Origin of the sequence: Paraeggerthella sp. Marseille-Q4926 (assembly GCF_916618935.1) — a bacterium.
Taxonomy (GTDB): domain Bacteria; phylum Actinomycetota; class Coriobacteriia; order Coriobacteriales; family Eggerthellaceae; genus Paraeggerthella; species Paraeggerthella hominis.
Genome location: NZ_CAKAKF010000001.1, coordinates 220,766 through 238,167, shown reverse-complemented (window position 1 = coordinate 238,167; position 17,402 = coordinate 220,766). Strand labels below are relative to the sequence as shown.

The window sequence follows — 17,402 nt, the reverse complement described above, 5'->3', positions numbered from 1 at the left end:
AGCAAGTAAAACAAACCATCCGATAGCATATCGGCGTCGAAACCACATGGGCTAATCAAGGGCAAGGAAGTTCATGACCAGCGCCACCATGGCGTCTTTTTCCTCTGGTTTTGATTCGGCGATCATAATAGTGACAGCCACAAGCGTGCTGTCTTCGATGATTTTTCCGGACTTCGTGAAAAGAGATTTGTTGCAATCGAGAAAATATAGGAACATGGTTGCCGCTATACGCTTGTTTCCATCAAGGAAACTGTGGTTCTTGACCACCAAGTACAGCAGGTTGGCGGCTTTCTCCTGAAGAGATGGATAGATTTCTTGGCCACCGAAGCTCTGGTATATGCTTCCGATGGTGCCTTTGAACGAATCGTCTTTCTCGACACCGAACAGGTCGCTTTCATCTCCAAAGCGCATCCCGTCGATAACACCACGACATTCTTCGTAACTAAGCACGCGGACGTCTCTGCTCCCTTGCGGAAGCGAAATCCGTTGATGATCATAGTCATCGAGCAAGTCCAGTGCGACAGTGTAGCTTCTTACGATATCAAGCACTTGGCGGGTTTCAAGACTGTCGGGGATGCGCGCCATGACGTGCGCAACATCTGCAAGCTGCTCGAGACGGCGAGCATTGACCGCCTGGCCTTCTATAATGTACTTCCGAAGGACGCCCGTCGCCCAACGGCGGAACTCGACGCCGCGCTGCGACTTCACGCGGTAGCCGACCGAGATGATGACGTCGAGGTTATAGAGGGCAACCGGGCGGTCTGAACTGGGAATATGCAAATTTTGCATATTGCTTTTACGGTCGACCTCGCCTTCTTTGAACGCGTTGTTGATATGTCGCGAGATAACGGATTGATCTTTCTCGAAAAGCTCTACCATCTGTGCCTGGGTAAGCCAAACGGTGTCTTCCTCTATTTGCACCGGGAGCGAAATCGACCCGTCGTCAGATTCGAACAACTTTAATTCTTCCACGCCCACCTATTTCTCCTCCCCTTTCAAAGCATCAGAGTTGCCCAAATCCGCAAGAAACTGCTCGATACGCTCATCAAGCTTCGCCTTGACCTCGTTCCATACAACCGCCAAAGCTGATTGTGCGGCAATAGGCCGCGTAGAACGCATCGCGGCTGCACTTTCGCAGCGCAAACAATGCCATGATTCCCTTCCTAAATAGAACCATGGATCCATTATAGGGGCCTACAAATAATTTGATAAGCCGTTCACCAATGATGTCAGCCTGCTGTCGAGCGCTTACGAAACGAGCGCGGAGCGAAACATCCTGGCCGATGATGCGAACGTCAACCACGAGGCGATCTGCAAAAAGCGTCTTGGCTCAAGAGCCGTTGGATCACGGGGTGGACGCAGGATCCTTCACAATCGGAATACGGACGAGCGCGCTTGACTACGACACGGTCCACGTGCCCAGCAAGGCCAGGTGATCGGTGCCGCTCACGTTGACGGTCTGCAGGGAGCCAACGGACATGCCGCTGTTCTTGGAGTAGACGATGTGGTCGATCTCGATCATGGGAGGTACCGGGAACATGGCGTAATCCGGCTCGGACGGGTACGTCATGTGGAAGCCCTCCCCCGCTTGCTGCGAGGCGTCCACCAGCGTGTCGCCGAGCATCTTGCGATAGCGCGAATGATCCCATGTGGAGTTGAAGTCGCCCATGATCAGGTATTCGTCGTCGTACTGGCGAAGCGAGCTCAAGTTGCGCAGGCTTTCGTTCCAGAATCCCCGCGTGCCCGACTTGGGCGACGTGGGATGCGTACTGACCAGGCGCACCGTATGCGACCCGGCGGTTACCGTGGCGGCGGGGGCGGCAGACCCCGTGATGGGCAGAATGCTCGAAGACGCGTCACTCATGGGAGCGAGCACGTAGAGGACGTTGACGCCGCCGTTGTCGTAGGGGCCGGGATCGCCGAACACGTGGTACGGAAGCAGCTCGTCGATGCCGGCCGCAGAGAGTCGCTCGATCAGCGAGGCGCTGACTTCCTGGAGCGCCAGGACCTCGACGCGCTGGTCGCGGACGATCGAGACGATCTGGTCGGCATCGGCCAAGCCGTTCTTGGTGTTGAGGGTCATGATGCGCATGACGGTATCGGCAGACGTCTGAACGGGAACGGGCTCCACCGCCTTCGGCGCTATGCGCGAAGCGGGCAGGAAGAACCCTACGTGCCAGAAAACCTGGCAGACCAGGCAGAGCGCCGTAAGCACCGAGAGAGCTTTTCGCCTGGTGAAAGTCGCAACAAGAAGCATGGCCGCGCTGGGAATGGCGAACCACGGAACGAACGCCGCCACTTCGGGAATGAGCCTCCCGTTGCTGAGGACAGAAGGCGCGTACCGCGAAGCCATGCCGACGACGAGGAAGGCCGTCAACGCCCACAAGAGAACGCTTGCGATCGTGCGCCCAATAGAGTGCCTGGGTCGTGCGTTACGAGCAGCGTGCTGTCCTTCGTTCGGCTCCATAGATCCCTCGCTTTCGAATGGCGTGCGCGGAAAGGCCAATCTATCACACTTCGACAAACGACACAGCATCGGAGACATCATGGCTCCCATCGTCTCGAACGACCTTAGACCTCCGTAGAAAGACTCGAAACTCGTACGATGCATTTGTTCATATGACGGGTTGTTATCAAATAATGGGATCAGTATAGTAACGCCCTTGGAGAATGTCGGAGATGATGTCCGCGACAGCACCATCGGAAAGAGGATCGTCGTCCACAACCCAAGCAAGAAGCAGGTTCGTCAACCCACCCGCGAGAAAGGCATCGGCATATCCGCGCGTACGTCGAGGGTGCTTTCCTTGCACTTTCTCCGTTGCGAGAGAAATAGCACACAGAAGTTCATCATATACGAGCGCATCAAGGCCGTTACGATACAGCATGCAAAGAAACGTGCGATCTCGTTCGAACGGAAGCAGCAGATCGCGAACGACATCGGACAAATCTACGATTTCACGCTTGTCGATGTTCTCGAACCCACGCCTTAGCTTGATGCGCAAGAACATGCGTATCACCTCGTCTTTTCCATTAAAAAGCTGGTAGAAGGTCTGCCGCGATACTCCAGCTTGCGCGCAAAGCCCCGTAATGGTGATCTTTTGATAAGGTCTAGATTTCATAAGCTCGTATAACGCCCAAGCTAATGCATGTTGAGATTTGAGCGCCGATGGATTTTTTCCAGAATACATGACGGATTTCTTTCTTTGTCAGGTTAGTGACACCGCGTGCTTTGACGCGGGAGAAAGCATCCGATAAAGTCTAACAAATGTCAATGTTACGACTTGTTGATGGCGCCCTAGAAGGCGCCATTACTGCCGAAAGGAGAAGCTCACTACATGCATCAAAAAGTTCAGCCTCGTTTCATGGCCACTTTGGCGGTTTTGCTATGCGTAAGCATAGTGGGATATTTAGCCCAAACCATCTTCGCTACTGGATTGCCTATTTTCATGGACGAATTTGGCGTAGACTCCGGTATGGCGCAATGGGCGTCCACCTCTTACTCGATCGTCTTGGCAGTCATGATTCCCCCCACTGCCTACATTACCCATCGGTTCACAACCCGCCAGGTTCTTCTCAGCTCTCTCGTACTGCTTACCGTCGGTTCGGTAGCGGGTTTTTTCGCGCAAAGCTTTGCAATGCTCGTATTAGCACGCGTATTGCAAGCAGCCGGTACAGGAGTTTTATACCCTTACCTCCAAATTGCCATTTTCAAGGTGCTCCCGCAACATCGCTGGCAGCTTGCCATGGGCGTTGTTGGATTGGTTATCTGCGTAGCACCCACCATAGGGCCAACGCTAGGCGGCGTGCTGATAGACTCGCACGGCTGGCGTTTCGTGTTCGCCATGCTGGCTGTTGCAAGTTGCGTTATGACCGTAGTGGCTTTCATAGTCGCACGCAACCTTACAGACAGCGAAAAGAGCGCTCTTGATTTCGTCTCTCTTGCACAATCGGCCATACTCTGCGTGGGCATTATCGTCTCGTTTTCCAATATAAGTTCATTTGGCGTGACGAGCCTATTCGTATGGGCGCCTCTCGCGATCGGCGTGTTGACTGCCGTCCTGTTTGTTCGTCGCCAGAATAGGCTTTCACATCCTTTTTTGAACTTAACAGTATTCAAAAATCAGCGCTTCAACATGGGAACGCTCATCAACGCTCTTATGAACTTTGTCAACTTGGGAGTCACGTTAGTTGTTCCCATTTACGCACAAAGCATGTGTGGGTATTCTGCAACACTTTCCGGCATGCTCTCGCTTCCGTCAGCCATTGCGATGGCAGTGTGCAGCTTGTTAGGCGGAGTTCTCGCAGAAAAAGTGGGTGTACGACGTTTGACCTTGATTAGTAGCGCAGTTCTTTGTGCGGGACTTGCCGGTATGGCATTCTTTGATTTCGAAACACCCGTTTGGGCTATCATGTTCTTCCAAGTGCTGCGCGGCGTGGGCATTGGCCTTTCGATGCAGGTCTTGACGACATGGTCTCTCGAAGCCGTAGATGATCTAGTAGAAGACGCTGCTGCGGTAAACAACACCCTCAAGCAAATAATCGGCGCTATGGGGTCTGCCGTCATGGCGGTGCTGCTCTCGCTGTTCGCAGGCGGAGCCGTCCAGGCGAACGAAACGTCCATTGCGGCTTTCCAGATGACGAACTGGGTTGGCTTCGGCTTGGCCGCCGTCTGCTTGGCTCTTTCGTTCATATTCGTGCGAACTCGAGCAAACAACGAAAATACAGCTTCGAAATCGCCTTCCCCAATTGAGGTTCTGATAGACAGAAACCCTTTGTTTATCTCGGAAAACGCACCTGTATCCGATCTTGTTGAACTCCTGGTTGCCAATAAAATCAACGGTGTTCCCGTACTGGGATCTGAAAGGCGCGTAACGGGATTCGTAACCGACGGCGACCTGCTTAGCTTCACGGGCGCGCATACTGCACTCACGGTCGACGCAACGTACGAAGTACGCGAAATACAGGATACTAAAACATTTGCCGAACGATGCAGCGCACTCATGCAGCTGCAGGTAAAAGATATTGCAACGAAAAACGTGATTTCGGTAGAATCGAATGCCACTATAGACGAAGTGTTCGCAGTCCTCAGTAAACGCAAAATCAAGAAAATTCCCGTCATAGACGAAAATCTGCTAATTGGCACCATCAGTCGTGACGAGGCGGTACGACACCTTATGGATGTTATGGTTGATCTAGGCGCAAAGCAGCAAGCCCCGATCAAAACCGAAAACAAGTGTTAAAACAGCTTCCGCACTAATGCACGAAACGACTCAGTCAGACCACCCTGCGCATCATCGACGCTGCTGCCCCCATTTCAAGTCGCCTAAGAACGAGGTAAACCTCAAGGAGGCCTACCTCGTTCTTCACAAATTCTGGCAATCTTTGCATTTTGAAGTGGAGAGAACTTAGAAACCTCGAACGAGCCTCTAAAAGCTCTTAACATACTGGCAAACGCATTGCCAATGAAGACCATAACGATACGCATGCCAACATCGTGTTTCGAGCATCATCCCCAGAGATCGCGCTCAGAGTGTTGACGTCAGGAAAATATGTTGGCGACGGCAGTAGCCTCGCAATGGGCGCTGCAGATGCAAGCTAACCACGAGCGTCAGCGAAATTGCAATGCCGAGGCACTCCATGCCCTCGTCAACAGGAACATAGTCGATGCTGGCCTTTCGCAGTACCAAATCGAGATTCAGCTCGCAAGCCTTAACGCGAGTGATGGCGATTCTTGCCGTTGCCGCAAAGCACGCACACGAAAATACCATGCCCCTCGTGCTGATTCCTAGAACTTTTTGTATGATGGATTTTTTGTTTTACCACATCTTTCTTCCATCCTCTTCATGGTCAAAAACAGCAGTCGCAGCCATTAAGCCGCTCTAAAGAATGCCTATCCCTTGCAAAGTTTGTGGCTATTTTTCGCCATAATTCTCCTAGCATAGAGCAGCGTAACGGTGTTCCACCGAGCGGTCCTTGCACAAAGGCTGCCAACAGAGACGTGAACTACAGCCTGTATGGAAACAGGAAAAATCTTGCCACCAATCATCTATCCATGCGACCATTGAGCAAAACGATACATCGACCATGCAAGCCACCAGCCCAAGAGGAAAGAAACAGTAGCCACTGCGTTTGGCGACTTATTGCTCACAAGTTTCGCACCATGTCGCGATATATAACCGAAAGCTCATGCGCCTTCGTTCTACTCTCGTAACCGTGGTTGCAAAAACGCGAAACCGGCATGATTCCCAGCAAAGAATTAGTGACGAACATTTCGTCTGCCGATATTGCATCATCCACGGTGACGACAGCCTCCTCAACATCTGCGTGTTCCATCACAAAGCCCCGCATGATGCCGGGAAGAATACCCTCCGCAACTGAGGGCGTTATAACTCGACCGTCGCGAACGATGAACAGATTCGTAGTTGCCCCTTCGCAGAGATGGCCTTGGATATTACAGAACAGAGGCTCGTCTATACATTGTTCGCGAGCCCTACGCCTTTCATAGACGCAATCGGCATAGTTCAGCGTTTTGTGAAAAGTAAACGGAGAAGTCTCGTTGCGGCGCACAGAACTTACGCTGCAGGAAAACCCCTTACGATAATCCTCTCCGACATACGTGTTGGAGCGCAAGGCCACCACGAGATTATGAGACGTGACCGTGACTTTCAATGCCTGTCGCTCCGGCGCATCGACTGGCCGAGAATCAAGAGCCTGCCGTACGCGCTCGAGTACACGCTCCTTGGGCACATCAATGCAGAGAAAGCGCAAGGCCTTGTCTAGACGATTCAGATGCTCCTCGAGCAAAACAGGACGGCCGTTCTCCACCGCCACAGTCTCAAAAGCGCCGAAACCGAAAAAGAAGCCGTCGTCGGCCGCCACCATATCGCTCATCTCGTTTCCCGTTCTTCAATAGCCAATGCTTCCAGCACCGCCTTGGCCTTTTGCAAGGTTTCCTCGTATTCGAAATCGAAATCAGATTCCACGGTGATCCCCCCGCCGACGCCTAGATACGCTGTTCCGTTTTGACATACCGCCGTACGGATAGCAATATTGAGATCGCAGTCTCCGTTTGCAGAAAAGTATCCAATAGAGCCCGTGTAGAGGCCGCGGGCATCTCGCTCAAGCTCGTCGATGATCTCCATAGCGCGAATTTTCGGCGCACCCGTGATGGACCCTCCCGGAAACGCCGATTGTACGAAACGCAACGCGCTTTTGCCAGGCGCCAGCACTCCTTCCACAGTCGCCACAAGCTGAAACACTGTCGGGTAGGCCTCGACGACAAACTCCGGATGCGCGACGATAGTTCCCGGTGCGCATGCGCGAGCCAAATCGTTACGCTCCAAATCGACAACCATGAGAAGCTCGGCATTATCTTTGGAACTTTCGGCAAGATCGGCCTTAAGCGCCTCATCTTCTTGAAGCGTTCCCCCCCTCTTGCGCGTTCCTTTGATAGGACGAGCAAGAACGTGCCCGCCCCGTACCTGCAGGAAGCGCTCCATGCTCGCACAGCAAATCTGATAATCCGTCGCGGCATCGCCCCCCTGCCCGCATAGATACGCTGAAAAGGGAGCAGGATTATGACAGCGTAGGTAACGATATGCATCGTAGGGGTCTGCCGGGGCCGAGGACCTCAACAATTGCGTCATGTTGGCAACGTATATGTGCCCGTCAACCATATAGCGCACCATGCGGTCAAGGGCGGCGCAATAATCGCCGGCACTGAAAGAAGCATCAAAGCTCGCCTGGCGCTCGTGCTTTAACGGCGTAGGCGCCGGCGTGACCTTATGCAACAATCCAGTCGCCCATGCAAGGGCATCACCATGGCTCATGCGAACGCCCTGTGTGCACAAATACAGCTTCTCGTTCGCAATATCTTCCACAAACAGCAGGTCATAGAAAGAAAAGGAAGCCTCAGGAATGCGCTCGCGCGGCAAGTGTCGCGACGCAATCTTGCACGCCTGAAGCCCCATGCTATACCCGAGATAGCCTAAAGCGCCGGAGATGAGAGGGAGCCCGGTGGTATTGGGCGCCGCAGCATCATCGAGGTAGGCGCCCAATTGTTCAAAGAACGAGAGGGGGGACGCAGCGCCATTGACGTAGCAACTCCCCCCGACTTGCTCGACGGTGGCATACGGCATCAGCCCCACCAAAGAGAACCGTCCCTGATCGCTCTTCTCGGAGGAGTCAAGGAAAAGCGCTTGAGGCATAGCCTTAACCAACTCGAACAGGTCAGAAAGCGGTTTATAGAAGCGAAATACATGAACAGCCGTGGCCACGAGTCCCCCTATCGCGCCGTCTCGCAGCACACCACAAAACGAGACAGAAGCTCATGCCCATACTGGGTTCGCGCCGCTTCGGGATGGAACTGCACACCGTACAGCGGCAGTTCTCTATGCCGCAAGGCCATGATCGCGCCGTCTTCGGAGCGCGCGTCAACGGAGAAAAAATGGGGAAGCTCGTCGTCGTCAACCACTAGAGAGTGGTAACGAACAACCTCGAACGTCTCGGGCAAAGCCTTGAACAATCCTTGGTTGTTGTGTCGAATCGCGGTAACCTTTCCGTGCATGGGACGCTTGCCCCGAGTCACGCGCGCGCCGAACACGTCAGCAATTACCTGATGGCCTAGGCACACTCCCAACAAGGGGATGCGACGACGCGCAGCCAGCCTCACGATATCGCCGCAGTTGCCGCATTCTTTGGGGCTTTTGGGCCCAGGGGAAACCACGATGCCCCGAAGAAGGCCCGCATCATCCATGTCGCGCACGGTCTTGGCGTCGATACCGTCATTCTCGTACGTGTCCATGCGAACGCCCAGCTCACGAAAATAGCTTACGAGCATCTGCGTGAACGAATCGTAATTATCCAGCATCAAATACACTGCTTGCCTCCTACGCTCCTCCGGCAAAAAACACTGCCGCAAAAGAAAAACTGCCACCCATCCGCCGTCACCGGCGAATAAATGGCAGTTTTCCCACTTGTTGCTTTGGGACACACCCTCTGTTTCAACAGATTGTACCCGTTTAACAAGTGCTTGCAAGAAAATACTAGGAGTTCCCCTCGCAACGCCCGCCATACACGAAACGTCCACACTCCCCCATGGAGCTTGTCTTGCTTGATTCGCGTCGACAGTTATGGTCGCAGCTTTCCCTTATATCGCTCCGTCTTTTTCAAGCTGATCGAGGCAACCGGCTTCTAAGATTCAAGATACGTTATTCGCTAGCCCACCGTTTTGGTTGCTAGATTCGTTTGAGAGTGCCTCCATTTGCATCCCGAACCCACCTGACCGATCATCAATTCACCACTTCTCCGGATGAATTGAATTTGCTTCGGCCCCAATGACCCCATTCAACCCAAAGGCGTCAAAGCCATCTTTTTTGTCCCTGCTCGCGAAACGCCTTAGCCCATAAACCCACTAAAGCCGCGATCGAGTTCATTAAACCCAGCTCAGCTTTAGGGGGGTCGCTTCGCGCGGTTCTCTTTATTTGGCCGTCAAAAAAACAATCAGACCTCCGCCTTGACTGCCTCGGCCATGATGTAGCCGTAGTTCATGGCAGCATCGAATCCCATCGCGTAGACGCGGCCGTCCTTCTCTTCGATCGAGCCGCAAACGTCGCCGGCTGCGTAAAGGCCCGGAACGGCGGTGCCGTCTTCCTTCTGCACATGGCAGCTCGTGTCGATCGCCAGACCGCCGGTGGTGAGGTAGAGCGTCGGCTCGCAGGAAACCACCCAGATGCCGTTGTAGGTGTCAAGGTAGGGAAGGTTCTTGCGCCCGAACTCGTCGGGCTCGCCGGCGAGCGCATGCTGGTTGTGCGCGTCGATCGTCGCCTTGAGCTCGGGCAGCTCGAGCGCTTCGGCGGCTGCTTCGACGGAATCGTAGTGAACCATGTCGCCGCGGTCGACGAGGCACTTGTAGATGTCCATCGCGTACGTCTCGTTCTTCATCGTGGTGATGTAGCCCGACTCGTCGGTGATATGGAAGAACCGGCCGCCGTTGTCGGGGTTGCGCAGCGCCTTGCTCATGACGCCGTGGTTGTCCGACATGATGTTGCCGAACTGTTTGCCGCTTCCGTTGACCATGATGCCGGGCGTGGTCTGGTACAGGAAGGCGATCTCGAAACGAGAGCCCGCCTGCGCGGTCGTGGAAAGATAGGCGCCGAGATCGCGCCCCATGCACTCGACGGCTGCGCCCGCCTCGATTCCGAGCTTGATCCCATCGCCGGTGGAACCCGGCGCGCAGTTGAACTTGTACTCTTCGTAGCCAGGGTAGTATTCGGCGATCATCTCGTTGTTCGCCGCGAAGCCGCCCGAGGTGAGGCAGACGGCCTTTGCCGAGACCTCCCAGGTGCTGCCGTCTTTGCCCTTGGCCTTCACTCCCGTGACGCGGCCTTCGGCGTTCTTCACGAGTTCGGTCACCGGCGTGGCGTACACGATTTTTCCGCCAAGCGCCCCGACGCGATCGACGAGGTACTGCATGGCGTACCCGCAGCCGCCCATGTAACAGCCAGGCGCCAGGTAGGGCGTGATGCCGTAAGCCTTGTTCACGCCGAGGCTGTAGAAGCCCACGCCGATTTTGTGCATCCAGTCGACGAGCTTGCCGGAATTGTCGTACATGGCGGTCTGGTAGGGCATCTCGCCGTTGAAGCGATCGTTTTCGGGGACGATGTACTTCTTCATGACGGCGAGCATGGCGTCTTTGTTGAACATGGGGCTGTCGTCGAAGCGGCCCAGGCCGTAGTTGGCCTGCAGCTCGGAGCCTGCGGCGGCGACGCCCGAGTAGGTCATGGACATCGAACCGCCGGGGATGTCCTGCTTCTCGAACAGGATGACGCTCTTGCCCTCTTCGAGCAGGCGGCACGCGCTGACGAGCCCGGCGGTGCCGGCGCCCATGAACACGACGTCGACGTCGGCGGTCTGCGCGGCGCCGCCCGTCCGTTCGACGGGACCCTTTTTGAAGTCGGAAGCGGAGCCGCCCGCGCTTTCGATGGCGTCTTTGACGGCCATGGTGACGGCCATCGACGTGGTGGTTGCACCCGTCACGGCGTCGACGTCGAGGTTCTTGGTTTCGAGCAGCCTTGCGGCCATCATCGGGGCGGCTACCGAGCCGACGCCGATGGTATCGTCGCAACGCAGGACTTTGATGTTGGCGATGTCGCCGCCGGACACGGTGACTTCGGTGATCAGCTCGTTGTCGTGGCCCATGGCCTTCCCGATCCATTTGCCATCGGTGAAGCTGTCGGGCACCTTCTTCTTGCCGGCTTCCCCACCCTCGGGCTTATCTTCGGGTTTCTTCGGTGCAGAGCACCCGGCAAGTCCGCCAAGCGCGGCGAGCGAGCCGACTGCAAGGGACCCCTTGATAAAATTCCTGCGATCGATTTCCATGGCATTCTCCCTCCTTGAGGCGTATACGTGTAGGCGTCGTCCATATTCTCTGGATCGCTTGCCTCTGGGTAGAATACGTCCGTTTTCAAGAGCCGGCATCACCGAATGTCGGTGCATTTGCGAATGAGGAAAATTCATTGATTTTGGGTTAGATGCTACCTTTTCCCCAGTTCGGAGCGGTCATACAAAAAACGCGGTACAGCTTGTTCCCAGCTGCTTAACCATTTTTTCGAGAACGAATCATGCCAGTAGCATTAAAATACTGCACGGAGGTGGCCGATGGGTACTACGCGAGAGACGAGGGTTCTGTCCGCTGTTGGATTTGGATTGGCCAAAGCTGCCACATCACTTGCCTACATGACCGCAATGGGATCGGTTGCATCCAGCATCGGATTTGTGTCCGAGCTTGATTTCATGATTGCCATGAATCTTGTTGCTTGCGCGACCGGCCTTGCCATAGCATGGCTTGCTGGCAAAGGAAAGCTTGCTGGGAAAAGCCTTTCCCAGGTTCCTGCCGTCATCATATTCGTTGCAGGCTTGTCGCTGAATTTTATCTCGGGCCCATTCGCACTGCCCCCGGTCTTCTTGGCAAAACTGCTTGGTGCATTATGCGGGTTTTCAATAACAATAGCTTGCGCATGCTGGCTTGAAGTGCTCTCCGCTCAAGACAGCCTCCAGCATTCGATCAACCAAATCGTCTGCGCGCTGATCATCCAGGGAGTACTGGTCGCGTGTCTTTCCTTTGCGCCAGCAACTGTCGTGAGGATAGCGGAGATTGCCTTTTTCCTTGTTTCTTCCTTTCTGCTTCGAGCAGTCCGGCGAAATATCCCGGCAACAGAGCACAAAACACCCCCCGAAACACGGCCAGACCTGCGTTTCGAGTTGTTCCAATCTTACATTTGCCTGTTCGTGCTCGTCGGCGTCGTGGGGATTCTGCACACCTCGGTTCTTGGCTCTTCGACGGAGCACATCGTGGGAGATGTGAACATGTGGTTACCGCTTGGGGTTGCAACGTTTATTACGGCCATTCTCGCTTTCGCAACCGCTCGGCGCCCCAATCCTACAAGCGTCTATAAAGGCTGTTTTCCTTGCATGCTTGTGATTTTGTCGTTGTTACCTTTCATGGGAAACTTTCTTAGCTCTTTCACGGGGTTTGTCATGATCGCCTGCTATGACGTTTGTGGCATGATGTTCCTTGTCTTCATCGTCGAACGATCGCGTACCTTGTCTTACCCCAGCTATATTCTGTCTGGACTTTACTTAGGAGGTTCAAGCCTATCTCTTTTCGTCGGCTTGTCCATCGGGCTTTTGCTTGGGGCCTTAAGCGCCGATTACGGCTTGTCGCTTCTCACCCTTCTGGCGTTTGCAACCATCTACCCGCTGGTAACCGTGCTCATGATCGCAGTCCGAAAAAGCCGGGGATCAAGCGACAGGAACCAAAGCATGCACATCGCAGAAGCGGTAACAATGAAGAGCGTCGATGCCTCAGAAGCGCGTGCCGAGCACGCGTCTGAACTAGACCCCGCCGAAAGCGAAACGAGCATCGAGCAAAGGCTTGCCGTCATCGCCGAAGAAGTGGCACTCACGAAACGCGAGCGAGAAATCATGGCGTTTCTAGCTCGCGGACGCTCTGCCAGATACATTGCCGAAGCGCTTGTCATATCGGAAAACACCGTGTGGTCCCACATCAAGCGCGTGTATTCGAAAACGGGAGTCACCTGCAAACAAGAGCTTATCGACCTTGTGGAAGCCCCAACGGAAACAAGCCATAGCAGCTAAAACGCACGAACCCGGAATGCGACCACAGGCGACCGGCCCATGGTCGCGACCGATTTCCTGCCTGCCTACCCCAACAACGTAAAAGCCAAAGGTTACGAATCGTATTCGAGGAGAGACGCCTTTGCGCCTTCCCTCGAAGCGAGTGCTATTATCGAGCTGCGCACGACCTCTCGCCTCCATACTGCATGCATGGCAGGAAAAAAGCACGCACAAACACGGCGCGCAGACAAGGGCTTGCCGGATTGTCTCGAGAGAATAGAAAGGATTGCCATGTGCTCGGGTATCAGGTTCACGGATGCGTCGGGAAACATGTACTTCGGTCGTAACTTGGATTGGAGCTGCTCATACGGAGAGCATGTATGCATTACGCCCATTGGATATGCACCCGCATCCCCTTTCGACGCCATCGAGGAAACCCTCTACCCTGTTATAGGAATGGGGATCGTCGCCGACGACACGCCACTCTATTTCGATTGCGCCAACGACCAAGGTCTTGCCATAGCAGGCTTGAACTTCCCTGGCTTCGCACAGTACGAACCCGCCTCCGTCGACGGCAAGGTCAATGTTGCGTCCTACGAGTTTCCCCTTTGGGTAACAAGCTTGCACAAAACCGTCGACGAAGTTGAGGCGGCGCTGCAAAACGTCGCGATCGTCGACAAGCCCCTTAACGCCGATTTTCAGTCGTCCCTGCTCCACTGGATCATTGGAGATGCAGCCCGATCGATCGTCGTCGAATACACCGATCAAGGCATGCAAGTGTTCCACGACGATGTCGACGTCCTCACTAACCAACCAGGATTCGCCTGGCAGTTCGAGAACCTACGGGGCTATCTCAACGTCACCAGCGACGTCCCCCCTACGCGCACGTGGCGCGCGGCAACGCTTGAGCCCTATGGATCGGGCGCTGGCATGCGCGGCATCCCGGGTGACTACTACTCCCCCTCGCGCTTCGTGCGGCTTGCATACCTGAACGCAAATTACCCGCAGAAAAACTCCGAGAAGGAGAACGTTTCCCGCTTGTTCCGTTCCCTTGCGGGAGTCTCCATGGTGGAAGGCGCTGCGCGCATGTCGAACGGCGACTTCGAAATCACCGTGTTCAGCGGGGGTTTCTCGTCGCGCACGAACACGTACTACTACTCCACATACGACGACCCAGCCATCCGCTCTGTATCGCTCGATAATTACGATTGGCGCGGCCCGAGCCTCATCTCAATCGAACAATAGAAAAACATGCGGGGTGCTCTGCATAACGCGCCAATGCGTCGCCCCGAGGGCTCTTGAACGAATCGCTTTTTTTGGGGCGTGCGCCAGAGCGCAGGCGCACGCATTCGCATGGCAGGCATTCGGGATCAAGCCCCTAGGCTTTGTCCATGCCGAAGCCGTAATTTCGTTCAAGCAGGTCTGCGAGAGGCTCCCGCATCAGGTTTTCCTGCACATGCTTCTTGTCGCGAAGCGATCGCATGAGTAGACGGTTCCGTTCTTTTCAACGCTTGCCGCAAGCCATGTTGCACTGCGACTCCAAGATGCGCGAGATAGACTTGGCCATCCAGGACGGGTACGTGCTTCATCCCGTAAAGACCAAGACGAACGCGCTGGTGAAGAAGGATGCAACCAAGAACTTCACCTACCTTGGGGCATGACCGACTACGAGGTAGGGTTCGACCATGTCATCTGCCAGGCGCAAGGGTCCTATCTGCTGGCGAAAAATATGGAGGCTGCGCCTGTTTGGACGATATCGCTCTCCAGGCTTACATGACCCATCCACGAGCTATTTTAGACACCCGAGTGTTTTTCTCATGCCTCGTTCTTGCCGCTGATCCCAAGACTTTTCGCCATCCCCGTCACTGCCGCGATACCTCCTGCGATGGCGGAGCCGGCCAACGTGGCAAGCTCCTCCATGGGGAGCTCGGAATCGCTGTCCGCCCATTGATGGTAGAGCGCCAGCAGCCCCGAGCAGAAAAACGAAACGAAAAGCTCGAAGTACGGCCCCAGGTCCTCAGCCAACCCAAGAGCGTCCCTTTCCGCAAGAACATCTGCCATAGCGGGCCTGAGCCTCGATATGAGAGCATCGGTATCCACATGTTGCACCACAGCTGCCCTCTGATCGAACGTGGCAATGAGCTCGGCACTGAGCTCCCGGAAGACAACAGGAACGTTTACGGAGCCGTCCTCGTCTGCTGCGGCAGTGGTCAGAACTTCGGCCAGGCGTCTCATCTCCTCGCGCAGAAGGCTGTCAACAAGGCCGTCTATCGAGCTGTACCTCAGATAAAAGGTCTTGCGATCAATGTCAGCACGCTCGGCTAGCTCCTTGACGGTGACGTTTTTTAGACCTTTCTCAGCCAAAAGCTCCCCAAAGGCCGTCCTAATGGCTTCGTCGACCTTCCTCCTGCGCCTGTCGCTTCTGCTGCTCCCCGGCATATCGCTCCTTTCATTTCTTGATACAAGTCTACATTAAGGCTAGTTATGTAGATAAATGCTCACTGCGGCGCAGTGTGACCATTGTTAGTACTCGCAAATCTCAATACAATCCACAGTGTTGATAGCTCCACACTGTGGATTGTATCATGGAAAGAGGTTGGCATGAGGGCTGCTGATCAGATCAAGCGCGCGGCGATGATGAAGACCGTGGGGTACCTGCTCGAGGACCCGGATAAGAACATAACCAAGATCATGGACATGATCGACAAGGTGGCCCCCGAGGACCTCTTTCGCAACCAGCGCAATGCCTTCCGCACTGCCATCGACTCGAAGAACAACTGGTACCAGCTCATCATGCGCATTCTGGAGAAGATGAACCCCGAGGTTCGCGACGCACTGGTCAAGAACCTTGTCGTGGACGGTAATCTAATGGCCTGGCCCATCCAGGAGGAGATGCGCAAGAAGCACCGGTGCAACATTCCCTGGGCTATCCTGCTGGACCCTACCAGCGCCTGCAACCTGAGCTGCACCGGTTGCTGGGCGGCCGAGTACGGCCACAAACTCAACCTCACCTACGACGACATCGACTCCATCGTTCGCCAGGGCAAAGAGCTTGGCTGCCACATCTACATCTACACCGGAGGCGAGCCTCTGGTGCGCAAGAAGGATCTGATCAGGCTCTGCAAGGCGCATTCTGACTGCAGTTTCTTGTGCTTCACCAACGCCACCCTCATCGACGAGGACTTCTGTCAGGATCTGCTGCGCGTTAAGAATTTCGTGCCCTCCATCAGCGCCGAGGGAACCCGGGAGACCACCGACGCCCGTCGCGGCAAGGGCACCTACGACAAGGTGGTCGCCGCCATGGCGCTGCTGAAGTCCCACGGACTTCCCTTCGGCATCTCGGCCTGCATCACGTCCCAGAACGCCGACGCCATCGGGTCCGAAGAATTTGTGGACTGGATGATCGAGCAGGGTGCCTTGTTCTGCTGGATCTTCAACTACATGCCGGTGGGCATGGACGCCCCGGCCGAGCTCATGCTCACCGTGGAGCAGCGCAAGCGGATGTACGGTTTCGTGCGCAGGATGCGCGAGGAGAAGCCGCTTTTCCTCATGGACTTCCAAAACGACGGTGAGTTCGTAGGAGGCTGCATCGCAGGAGGCCGCCGTTACCTGCATATCAACGCCGCAGGCGACGTAGAACCTTGCGTGTTCATTCACTACTCCAACGCCAACATTCACGACATGAGCCTTCTGGAGTGCCTGAAATCCCCGCTGTTCATGCAGTACTACGAAGGCCAGCCCTTCAATGACAACCTCCTTCGCCCCTGTCCGATGCTGGAGAACCCTGGATGCCTCGAGGCCATGGTCGAGGCATCCGGTGCGCACCCCACCGACCTGCACCAGTTTGAGAGCGCGGAGCACCTGTGCGGCAAGTGCCGCGACTTCGCGCGCGCCTGGGAGCCGGTAGCCGAGGAGCTGTGGACTGATCAGGACGACGCGCGCTACCCCTACCGCAAGGACATCTCGGTCCTCATGTCTTCGGAGGAACTGAACAAGTTCGCCAAACAGGGTCGTGAGCTGAGGAAACTGTAAGCCGAGGGATCTGCCCCTGTCGAGTTAACGTGTCCCAAACGTGTCATAAACCCGCACCGAAGATTCGTTCGATGTGGGTTTATGACAGACGCTCTATGATAAAGCGAAAACCACCTTGCCGGAACGAAGTTCACCGTGCTTGAGTATTTGCTCGCTTGAGCAGTGCCAGTATTCACTTTGAGCAACCGAAATGATTATTACAAGTAAATCGGTACATCGTTCCAAATTTCACC

General features: G+C 55.0%; 14 protein-coding genes. 5 read left to right on the top strand and 9 right to left on the bottom strand.

Features of this window, described 5'->3' with window-relative positions; all coding sequences use genetic code 11:
- Positions 1-51: 51 nt before the first annotated feature.
- From rhuM to LG373_RS00995, 4 genes are all read right to left on the bottom strand, one after another.
- Complete coding sequence (gene rhuM / locus LG373_RS01010) at positions 52-978, bottom strand: virulence protein RhuM/Fic/DOC family protein (RefSeq protein WP_225748741.1); 927 nt, start codon at positions 976-978, stop codon at positions 52-54.
- Complete coding sequence (locus tag LG373_RS01005) at positions 979-1,185, bottom strand: hypothetical protein (RefSeq protein WP_225748740.1); 207 nt, start codon at positions 1,183-1,185, stop codon at positions 979-981.
- Positions 1,186-1,399: 214 nt separating this feature from the next.
- Positions 1,400-2,467, bottom strand: coding sequence for an endonuclease/exonuclease/phosphatase family protein (locus LG373_RS01000; protein ID WP_114567036.1), 1,068 nt, complete (start codon positions 2,465-2,467; stop codon positions 1,400-1,402).
- Positions 2,468-2,633: 166 nt separating this feature from the next.
- The gene (locus LG373_RS00995) at positions 2,634-3,188 is read right to left on the bottom strand and encodes a TetR/AcrR family transcriptional regulator (protein WP_114567037.1); all 555 of its coding nucleotides are present in this window, start codon (positions 3,186-3,188) and stop codon (positions 2,634-2,636) included.
- Positions 3,189-3,335: 147 nt separating this feature from the next.
- Here LG373_RS00995 and LG373_RS00990 point away from each other — a divergent pair, with 147 nt between their 5' ends.
- Complete coding sequence (locus LG373_RS00990; protein WP_114567038.1) at positions 3,336-5,240, top strand: DHA2 family efflux MFS transporter permease subunit; 1,905 nt, start codon at positions 3,336-3,338, stop codon at positions 5,238-5,240.
- A gap of 904 nt (positions 5,241-6,144) precedes the next feature.
- Here LG373_RS00990 and LG373_RS00985 read toward each other — a convergent pair.
- The 4 genes from LG373_RS00985 to LG373_RS00970 all read right to left on the bottom strand — a co-directional run bounded on the left by LG373_RS00985 (position 6,145) and on the right by LG373_RS00970 (position 11,379).
- The gene (locus LG373_RS00985; RefSeq protein ID WP_114567040.1) at positions 6,145-6,891 is read right to left on the bottom strand and encodes an aminotransferase class IV; all 747 of its coding nucleotides are present in this window, start codon (positions 6,889-6,891) and stop codon (positions 6,145-6,147) included.
- On the bottom strand, positions 6,888-8,276 hold the full coding sequence (locus LG373_RS00980) for an anthranilate synthase component I family protein (protein WP_216528972.1): 1,389 nt from the start codon (positions 8,274-8,276) through the stop codon (positions 6,888-6,890). The genes LG373_RS00985 and LG373_RS00980 overlap by 4 nt, the downstream gene beginning before the upstream one ends.
- Positions 8,277-8,284: 8 nt before the next feature.
- On the bottom strand, positions 8,285-8,869 hold the full coding sequence (locus tag LG373_RS00975; RefSeq protein ID WP_216528973.1) for an aminodeoxychorismate/anthranilate synthase component II: 585 nt from the start codon (positions 8,867-8,869) through the stop codon (positions 8,285-8,287).
- Between the two features lie 632 nt (positions 8,870-9,501).
- On the bottom strand, positions 9,502-11,379 hold the full coding sequence (locus LG373_RS00970; protein WP_216528974.1) for an FAD-dependent oxidoreductase: 1,878 nt from the start codon (positions 11,377-11,379) through the stop codon (positions 9,502-9,504).
- 279 nt (positions 11,380-11,658) lie between these two features.
- Here LG373_RS00970 and LG373_RS00965 point away from each other — a divergent pair, with 279 nt between their 5' ends.
- From LG373_RS00965 to LG373_RS00955, 3 genes are all read left to right on the top strand, one after another.
- Entirely contained in the window at positions 11,659-13,158 is a 1,500-nt protein-coding gene (locus tag LG373_RS00965) for a helix-turn-helix transcriptional regulator (RefSeq protein ID WP_225748739.1), read from the top strand.
- 270 nt (positions 13,159-13,428) lie between these two features.
- Positions 13,429-14,382, top strand: a complete 954-nt coding sequence (gene bsh / locus LG373_RS00960; protein ID WP_114567044.1) for a choloylglycine hydrolase — start codon at positions 13,429-13,431, stop codon at positions 14,380-14,382.
- A 236-nt stretch (positions 14,383-14,618) separates the two neighbouring features.
- Complete coding sequence (locus tag LG373_RS00955; protein WP_147269867.1) at positions 14,619-14,798, top strand: hypothetical protein; 180 nt, start codon at positions 14,619-14,621, stop codon at positions 14,796-14,798.
- A 154-nt stretch (positions 14,799-14,952) separates the two neighbouring features.
- Here the strand turns inward: LG373_RS00955 and LG373_RS00950 are convergent, their stop codons facing one another.
- Positions 14,953-15,576: a TetR/AcrR family transcriptional regulator gene (locus LG373_RS00950; protein WP_225748738.1), complete on the bottom strand. Its 624-nt coding sequence runs from the start codon at positions 15,574-15,576 to the stop codon at positions 14,953-14,955.
- Between the two features lie 162 nt (positions 15,577-15,738).
- On the opposite strand from LG373_RS00950, the gene LG373_RS00945 reads away from it, so the two are divergent.
- A complete protein-coding gene (locus tag LG373_RS00945; RefSeq protein ID WP_114567046.1) occupies positions 15,739-17,169 on the top strand; it encodes a radical SAM protein in 1,431 nt (476 codons plus the stop codon).
- The last annotated feature ends 233 nt before the right edge of the window (positions 17,170-17,402 follow it).